Genomic DNA, 13115 nt, shown 5'->3' on the forward strand with positions numbered 1-13115 from the left:
TCAAGCCGCATCATTGCCCTGGTTCGCCGCCAGTGGCTGACGACTCGCTAACGCCAATACGCTTGGCTGCCCATCGCTCGTACAACCCAATCGCCACATCGGCGCCGGCCATCGCGGTCAGGCAACCGATCGCGCCTGCCGTCCAGACCGACATTCCCGCTCCGATCATCAGCATCATTGCCGACACACCGCAGACGATGCAGGCGCCCGACCGCAGAGCCAAGCGCCGCAACAATGCCCAACCTCGCGCGCCGTCTTTGTCTGCCCGCCACATCTCACCCGAAACACCGCCGACCAGGGCCAAGAGGATCACCAACCAGATCGGCATTTCAGCCAGCGCCTGCTGTTCATTCGTCATGTTCTGTCCTTATTGGTTGCGCCATACGCCGAAAATAAAAACCCCGCCGAAGCGGGGTTAGGTGACCGGCTCAGGGAGGCCGGGTGAAGCAGCACAGCACGTGCGAGGTCAGCGCCAAGGCGCAAATTCCATATCGTGGTGACTTTTTACTCCCTGAGTACGGAACCGAAAAGGGGGCATTTTCGGTTAACCAACTCGACGCAACTTTGACGCAACTTTGAGGAGGCTTTGAGGTAATGCACCCCGACCAGCGGTAAGCCACTTCCGTGCCTCGGCACGCTCGGTCAGCACCTCCAGCAACCGCTCATGCAGACGGTGCACCTGGTCGTAATAGGTCTGCTTTGCGGTCGACCCCAGCTGCAGCAGATGCAACTGCATCATCCAGGTCGGCGCCGGATCATCGCCGTAACGCAAGCCCGCCAGCCGCTGCAACAGCTCACCCCGCGCATCCTGCCGACCAATCTCGGAAAGTGCCGCACCAACTTCCTGTGCAACCGCATCAGGACCAGCACCGGCGCCGAGGATGATCCGCGACCCTGGCGTACCGCGCGGCGCAGATCCGCCCCACTCCATGATCGTCGCCATCGGGCTGCCCATGCCACCGGCCTCGCCGTTGTTGCGGCATTGCTCGCCCCAGTGCTTCAACAGTACCTCCATCGCCTCGATCATCGTCCTTCCCCCCGAAAAACCGAACCCAACACACAAAACCCGCAACCCAACACAAACCCAACACAACTAAACCCCTTCAAAATCAATACTTTCAACAACATTGTGTTGAGTGTGTTGGGTTTGTTGGGTTTTTCTGACCTCGCATAAGAAAATTTTCCATCCATCGTTTTCACTGCAAAAAACACCACGCATGCGCGCACGCGACGCCAAACCCAACACACCCAACACAAAACCCGCAAACCCGCGTAATTAAAGGCCTCAATCTGTGTTGGGTAGCCAAAACCAACCCGACACACACCCGACACACCCAACACACTTTTAGGTGTAGTCATGCGGCAGCCGCCTTAATGTGGTCCCAATTGTCCACATTCCAGCCAGCCAACTTCGCCTTCGCCCTCCAGGCGACGACCATCGCGCCCAGCTCGGCCGACTTGAGTGATGGGGGCGGGGAAGCATCCTGATCAACAGGGAAAAAGAACGCGCCGAACTTGCGATTGCTGCCATCGGTCCAGGGTATCGAACGCGTTTTTTCCACCTCGGAGTTGATGAACAGCGAGAACTTCGTCTGGCTCATCACGTGTTCTTTGTTTCGCTGACACCACTCCAGGAACAGCGAATAGAGGTCGGTGGAAAGACAAGCACCCCACAGCCCCTGACCCAGCTCGCTGTACTTCCACAGGTGCAAAAACGTCTGCCAGCCGGCCCGACTCAAGGCCACCAGCCGTTCACGGGCATCAGTAGAGGGCGGTCGAGTCCGCTGGTTAAAGTCGCCGCAATCGATCGACAACAGCCAGCCATACAGCGCCGCGACCCCGCCCTGCTCCAACTCTTGCCCAATGGCTTTCTGGCGTTCGACCGACAATGTCTCCAAAGGCCAAACCACCAGCATCCGGCGATCGCTGTCACTGATAGGCCACGGCATAATCTCGTTGCTCAGGAACACCGCGTTCATATGGTTGGCTTCCTCCCAACCGTTGATGAACTTGGACTCCATTCGCACCGTCTTGCCAGTAACGAGGTGCTTGATCTTGCCCACCTGGTTGTAACGCTGATCCCGACTCACAACCTCTTCGAACACAGCCCACAACTTCCGGCTTTGCCAAGCGTTGAAATTACTTTCCAGCTGGGTCTGACCAACCGTCGCGGCGTACTGCCCGTAAAGCTGGCCCAGGGTATCGGCGAAAAAAAGACTCTTACCCGATCCTTCCATGCTGGAGTGCATCAGCACTGCGGTATCCATCTTTGCGCCAAGGTGCTGCAACGGATACGCAAGCCAACGCGTCAGCCAGAGCACCGCCTGCTCATCATGGTTGCACAGGAACGAAATCAGCCACCGCAGGTTGGCGCAGGCCGCATCGTCCCTGATCGGTTCCAGTGGCAGCCCGTCAAAGGTATTGATGTACACCGCTGGATCCTTGGTCATCGTCGGGTCAAACACGATGTGGTCCACGTCCACCGTGCGGCGCTCGCTGCTGTTCAACCACAACGCATAGGCGTCACCCAAGGCCATTTTCACGGCACCTTCAGCCACCCGACGCTTTTTCTCCCGATCCCAAACATCCTTCGTGCCATCGATGTACACGTAGCGCTCGGTCGGCGGCATGCCGAAAGCACCACCCTTTTTGCCCGACATGCGTCGCGCCTGCTCGATGTCGCGCACATGGTCATCAGAGATCAGCTTGCGCCGCTCGGTGTCCTCCAGCCACTGTTTGGCCAGGGGCTTACCTACACGGGCTTCAAACGCAGACTTCTTCATCTGCCGCGATTGGTCGAAGTCCCAGACGTGCGTTGTTCCCTCCACCAGTGCAAAACGCCGGAGAACGTGTTCAAGGGTCAACGCCTCCCCCGCACCCCCATCGGGAGCTGGAGCGGCCTCGCTGCTTTCGTCGTTCGCACAGCTCGGCGCGCTCGTCTCACCGGATGGGGTTGGGGGAAGATCACGCGGGTCAGGGCGCGATGAATGCTGCATTCCCAGCATTCGTGCAGCATCCTTCACGGCCTTGGACTGATCACCGCCGTGCTCGAGCAAACAGAAAACCTCGAAGGCATCGTTCTGGTGACCGTTGGCCAGCGGATCGGCGCCGTGGTGCGAGTAGACCTTGCCCTCTTCGCTGATCGTCACCCCTGGCAGCCCGGTACTACTCTGCGGATAAAGCCATTTGCTGCCACGCTTGATGTAACCGTGTGCGCGCAAAAGCTCTTCAACATCATGGCAGCGGTTGAACTCATCGATCACCGACGGGCGATTGCCCACCGCCGCAACTGGTCGTTTGGCAACCTTCGCCGGCGGCGTTGATGGCTTGATCGCCCAAGGGCACGCTGCCTCAGCATCGCGCTTGAAAAACTCCCAGCCTTGCCAGATGTTCAGCAAGTCAGTAGTCAGCGTCGGCAGACCATCAGTGGCATTCGGCGGCGTTCGCCAGGTGTAAGGCTTGCCAGTACCTGGATGAATCGAAGGCGGGAACACATCCTGCACCAGGCCAGCGCGCAGCTCGAACACCGTGAAACGCTTGTACTCTTCAGCCTCGGCGCGTGCCGCAGCGTCACCGTCCGCGTCGCCTTGGTCTTTTGCCGCCTTGGCCTTAGCCATCAGACCTTTGTGAATCGAACCATCAGGGTCTTTTTCATTCGGCCACGACAAAGAATGCCGGGTCAGCTCGACGCCGTCCGGCATTTTGAAAACCACCCGGAAGCGCGCAGGGTTACCGACAATAGTCGGATACACCACCGCCATGGCATCCAGATCTACGCCCAGCAGTTCATACAGCACATGCCGCGTCCACTGAACGTCATCAACGTCCAACGAGCAGATACGGCTTGGCCCAAGCACGACGCCTAGGTTGTGGTTAGGGTTTCGTTGCCAGAAAGCTTCAGCCACAGCGGCGTCAGTGATGTATCCGCCCGGCTTGTTCCACCCCATACCCTTCGGGCCTTTCTCACCGGGCTCAATAGAGACCAGGGCCAGGTTAAAGTTATCGATGTAACGTTTTGCCCAGTTGGCGATGGCTATTCCTTTGGCCGGTTCAGTCATCGCCGAGCCTCCCGCAACCCCTGACAGTCAACGCAGGTTTGGCAACCCGCAATCGTCTGCTGTCGAAGCAACGGGATAGCTTCGTCGCAATCCGCGCAGAACTGCGCGCTGATGCGGCTTGATGGCGCACGGCGGCTGCGCTGAAGCGCAACGTCGAGCAGGTATTGCGCCTGGTCATTGGCGCGATCGATGTCATCCATTGACACGGTCCTCCATCGCCTGACGGGCACCTGCCATGATGCCGAGGATTTCGCGGATCACGTCCATGCCGCACTTTTCCAGTGCCTTCACTTCGTGAAGCTCCCAGACGTTGTCGGCAGCACCATCGTGCATCGCGGCAACGAACTCACCGGTTTCGCCGAGCAACTTGCCGACGGCCTTCAACGCATCGCGAGTTGCCGGTACCGGTACCGGGCGATACCAAACCGCACCTGCCGGACGCATCAGCGCATCGAGCAACCGCGAATCACTAGTCAACCTGATCAGCTCTTCCAGCTCATCAGGATTCAGCCAGCGGCGCTCTTCATCGAGCTTGAGTTTCTTCTGGAGGGTGTCATTGTCCAACACCATGTCAAAGGCAAGGGCGGTGATTCCGCCCTTGTAGTCACGACCAGCACGATAGATCGCCTGGCGTAATGGAAGGACCGGACCAGCGTCCGGCAACAGATCTGTTCGACTCATAACCGTAAATCCCCTGTTTACGGTGTAGCCACAGGCCAGGGTAATCCCTATCCTACGACCACGACCGATGTGCATGTGCTGTGTGTCGTCGTAGCTGGGCTGGGGGATCTTTGGTGAGAGGCCCCAGCCCGGCACCCTTTAAGCAGCGTTGGAACCGCGAAGGTAAGCCCAGTCAATGTCTGCACGAAGTTGCTCGCAAGTGACTAAGCCAGCCGACTCTCGCTCGATACCGACCGCCAAAGCGGCGCCGGCGCGACGGTTGCCATAAGCGACCTGCTTCAACTGGCCGACTGAAGTACCGCATCGGCTTGCGAATGCATCCATCGCAGCCTTATCAAGACTCTTCAAATACTCGTGCAAGGTCATGTTCACCTCCTTCTGGACGCCGAGATTAGCAACTGCTAAAGCTTTCAGCAATAGCAAACCGTAATTTACTGTTTGCTAACGGGAAGCGATGATTGGGGAATGGATATAAAGAAGATGCGAGTTCAGGTTCTGCGTGACTTGATGGGCGAAAAAACCCAGAAAGAGTTCGCCGACCAATACAACCTAGACGCCTCATACCTGTCGCAATTGCTCAACGGGCATCGATCGCTGGGTGAGAAAGCGGCAGCAAATCTTGAAGCGAAAATTGGTCTTGCTGAAGGCACACTGACAGTGCCGTCCGTCTCGATGCGCGCGCCCGCGCCAGGAGCGCCGCATACGCCAGAGAATCAAATCGTCCCAAGCAACGCCGAGTATCTCGGCCCCATAGATGTTTGGGACGACGATACCCCCTTGGATGATGACGAGGTCTACGTGCCGTTTCTTAAGGAAGTTGAACTGTCCGCTGGAAGCGGCCGGACTGCTGTCCATCAGTCCCACAAGCAAAAGCTTCGGTTCGGCAAGATGACCCTGAGGCGGCAAAACGTCCAGGCAAATGAAGCAGTCTGCGTAACCGTTAACGGCAACAGCATGGAACCCGTTCTCCCTCACGGGAGCACCGTAGGGGTTGATCAGGGTTGCACAACCATCACGGACGGAAAAATGTATGCGCTGAATCACGGTGGCCAGCTGCGAGTTAAAACGCTGTACCGGTTACCTGGTGGAGGCATCAGGATGCGTAGCTATAACCGAGAGGAGCATCCAGACGAAGAGTACAGCGCGATCGAACTGCTCAAAAACGAAATCATCGTGATCGGTAAAGTCTTCTGGTATTCCGTGCTGCTATAACCGACTCCTACTCAAAGAACCCGCCATGTGCGGGTTTTTTTTGCTCTCCACAAAACTAATTTAGCATCTGCTATTGCATGTTTATTTAGCTATTGCTAATTTTGCGCTCGTATCTACCTCTCACCAAAGAGTACGAGCCATGCAAACCACACAGCACAGCAACACCTGCTGCCCCGTCTACCTGCACCCCGCCGCGTGCAGCAGCCGCGCAGCAGTCGAAGAGATCCAGCGCCGCACCGGCCTGCTGGTCATCACCACCCCCAAAGGTCGCTCCGCTGCCATCAAGCCAGCCGAAACCGCCACTATCGCCGACGACACCCGGCCGTTCGGAGGTGATGCAGCATGAATTGCTACGTGATCCCTCTCGCTAAACAAGAACTGCTGCATCAAATGCTGCAGGTTGGCGGCGCCGCCGAATGCCCGCTCCAGCGCCCCGAACAAACCATCCTCGCAAAGTTTGATGTCGAGCTCACCGACACCCATGCCGTCATCAGCGTGGACTTCGGCGAGCACACCGGCCAACTGAGCCTCAAGCGCTCCGACAGGGCCAACCACCTGCACTTGCGGGACTTCATCCAGGACGTTGCGAACGGCCGTATCGAGTCAGCAGAGCCTTGCCCACCGGCCGCACTGCCGGGTAGTGCACTGGCCCAAGTCGACCAGGTGCTGGCCAAGTCCGAGGCATTGCTTGAACACGTCCGCAAACTGATCGCCGCCTGAGGTCTGCCATGAACCGCACCCTGGACGAAACGGCCGCCGTGCTCGGCCTCAAACCTCGGAAGTTTCGTGAACAACTGCGTGCCCTCCGCGTGCTGACGCAAAGCGGCGACCTTGCAAGCCACCACCGTGGCAGCGGCCATCTGTTTTCAGACCCGCGCAGCGTCCAGATCGGCACCACCAGCCGCTACAAGCACTACGCCGTGGTGATGGTCACCGAAGCCGGTGTGCCATGGCTGGCAAAAAAGTTGGGCATCACCATCACGCACAAGGACGCCGCCGCATGAAAACCAATACCGCCAACGCATACACGCAGGCCCTGGGCGCACTGAAGCTGATCCCGATCTACCTCAACTGCCCGGGCGTCATCAGCCGCGCAACGCTGGTCGGCGCCTCCACCGAAGCGGTGCAGCTACTGGAAAGCATGCCAGTGCTGAGCACCGAACTGGCCGAGGTATTTCGCTGCGTCAACAACGTGATCGAAGACGGCCAGGTGGCCTACGTCACCCCCACCAACTCACCGGAGTACCCCTTCGGCGCCGTGGTCGCGGATGCACAGGGCCAGATCTGCGCCGCCGCCATGGGCAAAAGCAAAGAAGGCCTCGCCGAACTGATTCGACTCAAGTTGGCGCCCCGATCGGAGGGGTTCGGGGAGGTCGCAGCATGAGCAACACCCTGGACCAGCTTCGCAAACAGTTCGCCACACCCTGCCCGTCGCTGACGGCAGTACGTGAGCACTACTTCACCCACATCCGCACCGACCGTTACTTGCTGAGCGAAATCAAGGCAGGCCGAATCGCGCTGATCGTGACACGCCTGCACAACTCGGCGCGGGCAAAGCCGGTGGTGTACCTGCACAACCTGGCCGCCTACCTCGACGCCCAAGCGCCGAAGCAAGCGGCCTGATCAAACGGTGGCCCCTGCCGTCCAGGGGCGGACAACTTGTAACCAATGAGGCACAGCACATGAGCAAAGCACGCCCCTTCATCGACACGCTACGGGACATCGAGGCCGGCGGCCTGCTCGATGAACTGAGCGAGGCCCAGTTCAACTTGGTCGACGCCATTCGCCTGTCCGGCAAAGGCGGGAAGCTGGTCATCGAACTGAACTACAAGCCCGATGGGCGCGGCCAGATGAACATCAAGGCTGACGTGAAGGTGAAGGAACCGGTTCTGTCCCGTGGCACGTCCCTGTTCTTCCTGACGCCAGAAGGCAACCTCACCCGCCGCGATCCCCGCCAGCAGGACCTTGCCCTGCGTCCGGTCGAGGAAGACGACAAAGCACCACTGCGACACGTCGCACCGTAACGATCACTCACCACCGCAACTGGAGCACATCCAATGCAAGAAGCAATCAACCACCTGGTCACCATCGCCCAGTCACTGGGCAAGCCACAGGATCACCCCAAACTGCCTGCGCCGTTCGCCCTCGTCCCTGATGGCGTGCAGATCAAAGACCTCGAAGGCTTGCTGAACGCACCGACGCGCATCCGTCAGGGCGTCAAAGTTCTCGATGCAGACACCTTCATCGCCTATATCAATCGCTACGCCACTTCGGCATCGGTCGTGTTCTGTGACGGCCCTGAAGGCCGGACATTCAAGGGCGTTCTCGATTACCACCAACCGGACCAACCGTCGTGGGGCCAGCACGTCGCGGTTTACCAATGCCCGATCAGCATTGAGTGGGGCCGCTGGAAGAGTTCAGATCGCAAGAAGATGGACCAGGCAACGTTTGCCGAATTCTTCGAAGACAACATCAAAGACATCACCGTCCCCGAAGGCATCCCCGGCGCACCATCAGCCGCAGACATGCTGGAAATCAGCCGCACCCTCGAAGCGAAGAAAAACATCAGCTTTCGCCAAGGCACCCGCCTCGACAACGGCCAAGTCCAGCTCACCTACAACGAGCAGATCGACGGCCAGGCCGGCGAAACCGGTCAGCTGAAAATCCCCGAGCAGTTCTACATCGGTGTGAAACCTTTCCTCGGCGGCGACGCTTTCTGCGTAGCGGTGCGCTTCCGCTACCGCATCCAGGAATCGCGCCTGGTCATGTGGTTCGAACTGGTTCGCCCGGACAAAGTGCTGGAAGAGGCCTACACCACCGTTCGCGCCAAGATCCAAGGCGCGATCAACGACGTTCCAATGTACGAAGCCACCCTCTAACGACTGCAACACCCCGCCGCCGTCCTCTCACCAACGATCCCGGCGGCGGGCTCTAATTGAGGAACACAGCACATGCAAACTCAAGACCTGATCATCGCCATATGTTCAGCCTCAGCGCTGCTGCTAACGGGTTACTACGTCCGCAAACTGTTGCTGCAGGTCTTCGATCGGCATTACGCGGCAGGCATTCTTAACCAGAAAATGGAGCATGCCGGTCGCTTCGCCGCGCTAAATGCAGACATCGCCACGCTAACGCAGCTTCGGAAACACGAAGCCCAGCAACTGGCGGACCTTCGCAACCAGTTGCGCAATGTCAAAGTCACCCCATTCACTTCGAGCGACTTCAACGATTTGATGGACATCACCCGGTTTCTGACCCTCGCCCTACAGACCTGGAAAGCGCTTCAAGGTACCGAATCCACTCAAGCCCGGGCCGAACAACTTATCAAACTATCCAGGGCCATGTCCTACCGCGTTTTCCACACGGTTGAGTCAGCAGCAAACCTCAACGCCCAGTCGTTGGACACCCAGCTAATCGAATGGCTGAACAAGAGCGGCGACCTATATCCCGACATCGAGCAGAGCGCCATCAGCTTCCCACATGTAGCCGATACAGAAGGTTATGCCCACCTGCGCGACGCACTGCGCGAAGCCTTCGAACAGGACAAAGCCCGTCAGACGGAAGAGCTGGACATCACGCACCAACCCGGAGCAGCAGCATGAAAACTACCGTATGCATCTACCACGCAAACTGCGCTGACGGTTTCGGCGCCGCCTGGGTTGTTCGTAAAGCTTTAGGACCCGATGTCGAATTCGTACCTGGCGTCTACGGTCAAGAGCCGCCGGACGTTACCAATAAAGACGTGATTCTCGTCGACTTCAGCTACAAGTACGACGTCCTGGCCAACTTGAGCTGGAAAGCCCACAGCATTATCGTGCTGGACCATCACAAAAGTGCCGCTGAAGACCTCTCCCGCTTCCCGCCTTTCCATGCAGGAATTGAACTCGACGGCCGAGCGGACGACGGCTCTGCGCTGCTTGGTTGGAAATCTGCTCATGACTTCATGAGTCTGCAAAATGCTCCGTCCATTGCCTGCTGCTTCGACATGAACCGCAGCGGCGCAATGCTGGCCTGGGACCATTTCTTTCCCGACCAAGAGCCCCCGCAACTCCTGCGCCACATCGAGGACCGGGACTTGTGGCTGTTCAAACTGGATGGGACGCGGGAGATTCAGGCCAACCTGTTCAGCTACCCATACGACTTCGATGTCTGGGACAAGTTGATGGCTGCTGACGTGCTATCGCTGGTATCGGATGGCGCTGCGATCGAGCGTAAACACCATAAGGATATCGCCGAGCTGGTTGGGGTGACCAAGCGTAGACAGGTGATCGGCGGCTATGACGTTCCGGTAGCGAGCTTGCCCTATACATTGACCAGCGATGCGGGCGCCTTGATGGCACAGGGCGAACCTTTTGCTGCGTGTTATTGGGATACACCAACCGGACGAACTTACAGTCTGCGCAGCACTGATGACGGCATAGATGTTTCCGAGATCGCCTCGCAATACGGCGGGGGCGGACATCGCAATGCGTCCGGCTTTCGAGTTTCCTTCGATCATTGCCTGGTGACAACACCGAACGGCTGCGAAAACTGCGCAATGGATCTCGTCACTTGTGATTGCGTCGAGCCGAAGCCGGTGCGCTGGACTGTGAGCCCGAGCGCAAGGAGCAAATCATGACGTCGATCTTCACGCCCTCCCCAATCGTTACCGCATGCATCACCCAGTTCGGCCTGGACCTGGCCGGCGAGATTCGCGTCGACCTGTTCGCAGGTGGCGGCGGCGCGACCATGGGCCAAGAAATGGCAACAGGTAAGGCAGTCGACATTGCGATCAACCATAACCCTAAAGCCATCAGCATGCACAAGCGCAACCACCCAGGTGCAGAGCATTACATTACTGACGTATACGAGGTCTGCCCGCGCAAGGCGACCCGTAACCGCCCGGTCGCGCACTTGCACGCCAGCCCCGAATGCACCCACCACAGCCTTGCAGCCGGGGGCCAGGCACGCAGCAGCACCAGCCGCTCACTGTCATGGGTCATCATCAAATGGGCAGGCCAGGTCAGGCCGAGCATGATCACCATGGAAAACGTCTGGCAGATCCTGCAGTGGGGGCCGCTGATTGCCAAACGCTGCAAAGTGACTGGCCGGGTGGTCCGCCGTGATGGCAGCGTGGCCGCCCCTGGCGAGCGGGTTCACGTGCAGGATCAGTACCTAGTGCCAGATCCTAAGCGCAAGGGCCAGACCTGGCGCCGTTTCGTGCAGATCCTCAAAGGCATGGGCTACGACCTGATGCACGGGAAACTCAAGGCCTGTGACTTCGGCGCCGCAACCACCCGCGAACGGCTGTACATGGTAGCTCGATGCGACGGCAAGCCTCTCCGCTGGCCGGAGCCGACCCACTTCAAGAACCCAGCGAAGGGGCAGAAGAGATGGCGAACCGCTGCCAGTTGTATCGACTGGTCGATTCCCTGCCCGAGCATCTTCCTCAGCAAAGAAGAAGGCCGTGCTGCAGGCGTCCGACGCCCGCTGGTGAACAAAACCATGGAGCGCGTCCGCAAAGGCGCACGCCGCTATGTGATCGAACATGCAGACCCCTTCATCGTCAGCGTTAACCACTCAGGCGATGATTTGGCTCGCTGCCAATCCGTGCAGGACCCAACCAAGACCATCACTGGCGCGCACGGCTTCGCACTGGTAACACCACAACTGGCGCCCTTCCTCACCGAACATGCCAACGCGACCACCCAGCGCACCATGCCCGTCGACGCACCACTGGGCACCATCTGCGCCCAAGTCAAGGGTGGGCATTTCGCGCTGGCCGTGGCCTACATCGCGCAGCACAACGGAGGCTTCAACGAAACACTGGGGCGACACCCCGAACAGCCCCTCACCGCTATCACCACCACGGGCAGCCAACAGCAGCTGGTGACAGCCAATCTACTCACCCTGCGTAAAAACTGCGTGGGCAGCGCGATGGATGAGCCGGTATCAACCATCTGTGCCGGCGCCGAGCACCATGCCCTAATCGAGTACTCGCTGGCACCCGAGGCTGAGGAAGGCGCCCTGCGCGTGGCAGCGTTTCTGATGGGGTACTACGGCTCTGACAACATCTACGACCTGCGCGACCCAGCCGCCACCATCACAACGCGGGATCGGCTGGCCCTGGTTACCGTGGTTATCAGGGGCATGCCGTATGTGATCGTCGACATCGGCATGCGCATGCTGACCCCTCGTGAGCTGTACCGCGCCCAAGGCTTCCCCGACAACTACGTCATCGACAACGGACACGACGGCGTCAACTTCAGCAAGAAAGACCAGGTGCTGATGGTTGGGAACTCGGTATCACCACAACCGATGGCCGCATTGATTCGGGCCAACATGGGCGAGTCCACAATCGAGCAGATGGAGGCAGCATGATCGCAATCAAAGAGCGCCCGATTCTATTCAGTGCGCCGATGGTGCGCGCCATCCTCGCAGGTCACAAGACTGTCACGAGGCGGCCTGTCCGGCACCAGCCTGACGTGTCAGTTACCGACGCCATTCCCCGGCGCAACTTCCCCCATGGACCTGCCACGATCGATTGGTACTGGCGGCCCAAGCATGGTCACCTGAATGGCGCGCCAAGCGCCGGTTGGGACTTCAAGTGCCCGTATGGACAGCCCGGCGACCGGCTGTGGGTACGCGAGGCGTGGGCAGCTGACGCGCAAGTCGATGCGATATCGCCCCGGGAGCTGAGTCAAGGCGAACCGATTCTGTATCCAGCCGATGGCACAGTACGGCAAACCGGTTGTTCCATGTTGAAGTCGGGCAGAACTCGCCCATCAATCCACATGCCGCGCTGGGTCAGCCGCATCCTGCTGGAGATCACCGACGTGCGCGTCGAGCGGCTGCAGGACATCAGCCTTGCTCAAGTGCGCAAGGAGGGGTGCGAAGTTCGCGAGTTCTGGCTGTTCGGGTCCGATGCAGAGGAACGCCAGAAGATCGGCGCCAGAGTATTCGGCAACCTCTGGGCATCTATCAACGGCGAGGAATCTTGGCGCTCGAACCCGTGGGCCTGGGTGATCGAGTTCAAGCGGGTGACGCCATGACAGCCCTTCGCCGAACAGTACGAATCCGTCGCGGGCAAATGCCGCCTCTCGATTTACAAACCATCTGCGACAAATGTGACTGGTCGCGGGCCCACGGTAACCACGAACAATGCAGCAAGCAGCGCCAGGCCGA

General features: G+C 59.0%; 19 protein-coding genes. 12 read left to right on the plus strand and 7 right to left on the minus strand.

From position 1 onward, the window contains the following. Nucleotides 1-10: 10 nt before the first annotated feature. From CAF65_RS07075 to CAF65_RS07100, 7 genes are all read right to left on the minus strand, one after another. Nucleotides 11-358, minus strand: a complete 348-nt coding sequence (locus CAF65_RS07075; protein WP_085715659.1) for a phage holin family protein — start codon at nucleotides 356-358, stop codon at nucleotides 11-13. A 186-nt stretch (nucleotides 359-544) separates the two neighbouring features. Next, nucleotides 545-1027: a hypothetical protein gene (locus CAF65_RS07080; protein WP_085715660.1), complete on the minus strand. Its 483-nt coding sequence runs from the start codon at nucleotides 1025-1027 to the stop codon at nucleotides 545-547. Next, nucleotides 1024-1359, minus strand: coding sequence for a hypothetical protein (locus tag CAF65_RS27835; RefSeq protein WP_143492084.1), 336 nt, complete (start codon nucleotides 1357-1359; stop codon nucleotides 1024-1026). Before CAF65_RS27835 ends, CAF65_RS07080 begins: the two co-directional genes overlap by 4 nt. Further along, nucleotides 1356-4058 (minus strand): DUF5906 domain-containing protein, encoded by a 2703-nt coding sequence (locus CAF65_RS07085; protein ID WP_085715661.1) that lies wholly within the window; start codon nucleotides 4056-4058, stop codon nucleotides 1356-1358. The genes CAF65_RS27835 and CAF65_RS07085 overlap by 4 nt, the downstream gene beginning before the upstream one ends. Beyond that, entirely contained in the window at nucleotides 4055-4258 is a 204-nt protein-coding gene (locus CAF65_RS07090) for a TraR/DksA C4-type zinc finger protein (RefSeq protein WP_085715662.1), read from the minus strand. The genes CAF65_RS07085 and CAF65_RS07090 overlap by 4 nt, the downstream gene beginning before the upstream one ends. Further along, the gene (locus CAF65_RS07095; protein WP_085715663.1) at nucleotides 4251-4739 is read right to left on the minus strand and encodes a phage regulatory CII family protein; all 489 of its coding nucleotides are present in this window, start codon (nucleotides 4737-4739) and stop codon (nucleotides 4251-4253) included. Before CAF65_RS07095 ends, CAF65_RS07090 begins: the two co-directional genes overlap by 8 nt. Before the next feature lie 138 nt (nucleotides 4740-4877). Beyond that, nucleotides 4878-5105, minus strand: coding sequence for a YdaS family helix-turn-helix protein (locus tag CAF65_RS07100; RefSeq protein WP_085715664.1), 228 nt, complete (start codon nucleotides 5103-5105; stop codon nucleotides 4878-4880). 99 nt (nucleotides 5106-5204) lie between these two features. Here CAF65_RS07100 and CAF65_RS07105 point away from each other — a divergent pair, with 99 nt between their 5' ends. From CAF65_RS07105 to CAF65_RS07160, 12 genes are all read left to right on the plus strand, one after another. Continuing rightward, nucleotides 5205-5951, plus strand: a complete 747-nt coding sequence (locus tag CAF65_RS07105; RefSeq protein WP_256578616.1) for a helix-turn-helix transcriptional regulator — start codon at nucleotides 5205-5207, stop codon at nucleotides 5949-5951. 139 nt (nucleotides 5952-6090) lie between these two features. Next, a complete protein-coding gene (locus tag CAF65_RS07110; protein ID WP_085715665.1) occupies nucleotides 6091-6297 on the plus strand; it encodes a hypothetical protein in 207 nt (68 codons plus the stop codon). Beyond that, a complete protein-coding gene (locus tag CAF65_RS07115) occupies nucleotides 6294-6671 on the plus strand; it encodes a hypothetical protein (protein ID WP_085715666.1) in 378 nt (125 codons plus the stop codon). The genes CAF65_RS07110 and CAF65_RS07115 overlap by 4 nt, the downstream gene beginning before the upstream one ends. Before the next feature lie 8 nt (nucleotides 6672-6679). Further along, on the plus strand, nucleotides 6680-6955 hold the full coding sequence (locus CAF65_RS07120) for a hypothetical protein (RefSeq protein ID WP_085715667.1): 276 nt from the start codon (nucleotides 6680-6682) through the stop codon (nucleotides 6953-6955). After that, complete coding sequence (locus CAF65_RS07125; protein ID WP_085715668.1) at nucleotides 6952-7335, plus strand: hypothetical protein; 384 nt, start codon at nucleotides 6952-6954, stop codon at nucleotides 7333-7335. Before CAF65_RS07120 ends, CAF65_RS07125 begins: the two co-directional genes overlap by 4 nt. Continuing rightward, on the plus strand, nucleotides 7332-7574 hold the full coding sequence (locus CAF65_RS07130) for a pyocin activator PrtN family protein (protein WP_085715669.1): 243 nt from the start codon (nucleotides 7332-7334) through the stop codon (nucleotides 7572-7574). The genes CAF65_RS07125 and CAF65_RS07130 overlap by 4 nt, the downstream gene beginning before the upstream one ends. A 59-nt stretch (nucleotides 7575-7633) precedes the next feature. Next, nucleotides 7634-7975, plus strand: a complete 342-nt coding sequence (locus tag CAF65_RS07135; protein WP_085715670.1) for a hypothetical protein — start codon at nucleotides 7634-7636, stop codon at nucleotides 7973-7975. 33 nt (nucleotides 7976-8008) lie between these two features. After that, complete coding sequence (locus CAF65_RS07140; protein ID WP_085715671.1) at nucleotides 8009-8830, plus strand: YfdQ family protein; 822 nt, start codon at nucleotides 8009-8011, stop codon at nucleotides 8828-8830. A 72-nt stretch (nucleotides 8831-8902) separates the two neighbouring features. Further along, the gene (locus CAF65_RS07145; RefSeq protein ID WP_085715672.1) at nucleotides 8903-9553 is read left to right on the plus strand and encodes a hypothetical protein; all 651 of its coding nucleotides are present in this window, start codon (nucleotides 8903-8905) and stop codon (nucleotides 9551-9553) included. Beyond that, nucleotides 9550-10569: a phosphohydrolase gene (locus CAF65_RS07150; RefSeq protein ID WP_256578617.1), complete on the plus strand. Its 1020-nt coding sequence runs from the start codon at nucleotides 9550-9552 to the stop codon at nucleotides 10567-10569. Before CAF65_RS07145 ends, CAF65_RS07150 begins: the two co-directional genes overlap by 4 nt. Next, the gene (locus CAF65_RS07155; RefSeq protein WP_085715673.1) at nucleotides 10566-12311 is read left to right on the plus strand and encodes a DNA cytosine methyltransferase; all 1746 of its coding nucleotides are present in this window, start codon (nucleotides 10566-10568) and stop codon (nucleotides 12309-12311) included. Before CAF65_RS07150 ends, CAF65_RS07155 begins: the two co-directional genes overlap by 4 nt. Then, nucleotides 12308-12982, plus strand: a complete 675-nt coding sequence (locus CAF65_RS07160; protein WP_085715674.1) for a hypothetical protein — start codon at nucleotides 12308-12310, stop codon at nucleotides 12980-12982. The genes CAF65_RS07155 and CAF65_RS07160 overlap by 4 nt, the downstream gene beginning before the upstream one ends. Nucleotides 12983-13115: the final 133 nt, after the last annotated feature.

The sequence above is a fragment of the Pseudomonas sp. B28(2017) genome (assembly GCF_002113025.1).
Lineage (GTDB): Bacteria > Pseudomonadota > Gammaproteobacteria > Pseudomonadales > Pseudomonadaceae > Aquipseudomonas.

Bases quoted from the DNA above. Each gene is read 5' to 3' on its own strand.
- CAF65_RS07085 (WP_085715661.1), bottom strand. From the start codon at position 4,058: ATGACTGAACCGGCCAAAGGAATAGCCATCGCCAACTGGGCAAAACGT.
- CAF65_RS07110 (WP_085715665.1), top strand. From the start codon at position 6,091: ATGCAAACCACACAGCACAGCAACACCTGCTGCCCCGTCTACCTGCAC.
- CAF65_RS27835 (WP_143492084.1), bottom strand. From the start codon at position 1,359: ATGACTACACCTAAAAGTGTGTTGGGTGTGTCGGGTGTGTGTCGGGTT.
- CAF65_RS07105 (WP_256578616.1), top strand. From the start codon at position 5,205: ATGGATATAAAGAAGATGCGAGTTCAGGTTCTGCGTGACTTGATGGGC.
- CAF65_RS07145 (WP_085715672.1), top strand. From the start codon at position 8,903: ATGCAAACTCAAGACCTGATCATCGCCATATGTTCAGCCTCAGCGCTG.
- CAF65_RS07150 (WP_256578617.1), top strand. From the start codon at position 9,550: ATGAAAACTACCGTATGCATCTACCACGCAAACTGCGCTGACGGTTTC.
- CAF65_RS07125 (WP_085715668.1), top strand. From the start codon at position 6,952: ATGAAAACCAATACCGCCAACGCATACACGCAGGCCCTGGGCGCACTG.
- CAF65_RS07135 (WP_085715670.1), top strand. From the start codon at position 7,634: ATGAGCAAAGCACGCCCCTTCATCGACACGCTACGGGACATCGAGGCC.
- CAF65_RS07100 (WP_085715664.1), bottom strand. From the start codon at position 5,105: ATGACCTTGCACGAGTATTTGAAGAGTCTTGATAAGGCTGCGATGGAT.
- CAF65_RS07115 (WP_085715666.1), top strand. From the start codon at position 6,294: ATGAATTGCTACGTGATCCCTCTCGCTAAACAAGAACTGCTGCATCAA.
- CAF65_RS07160 (WP_085715674.1), top strand. From the start codon at position 12,308: ATGATCGCAATCAAAGAGCGCCCGATTCTATTCAGTGCGCCGATGGTG.
- CAF65_RS07090 (WP_085715662.1), bottom strand. From the start codon at position 4,258: ATGGATGACATCGATCGCGCCAATGACCAGGCGCAATACCTGCTCGAC.
- CAF65_RS07075 (WP_085715659.1), bottom strand. From the start codon at position 358: ATGACGAATGAACAGCAGGCGCTGGCTGAAATGCCGATCTGGTTGGTG.
- CAF65_RS07120 (WP_085715667.1), top strand. From the start codon at position 6,680: ATGAACCGCACCCTGGACGAAACGGCCGCCGTGCTCGGCCTCAAACCT.
- CAF65_RS07095 (WP_085715663.1), bottom strand. From the start codon at position 4,739: ATGAGTCGAACAGATCTGTTGCCGGACGCTGGTCCGGTCCTTCCATTA.
- CAF65_RS07155 (WP_085715673.1), top strand. From the start codon at position 10,566: ATGACGTCGATCTTCACGCCCTCCCCAATCGTTACCGCATGCATCACC.
- CAF65_RS07130 (WP_085715669.1), top strand. From the start codon at position 7,332: ATGAGCAACACCCTGGACCAGCTTCGCAAACAGTTCGCCACACCCTGC.
- CAF65_RS07140 (WP_085715671.1), top strand. From the start codon at position 8,009: ATGCAAGAAGCAATCAACCACCTGGTCACCATCGCCCAGTCACTGGGC.
- CAF65_RS07080 (WP_085715660.1), bottom strand. From the start codon at position 1,027: ATGATCGAGGCGATGGAGGTACTGTTGAAGCACTGGGGCGAGCAATGC.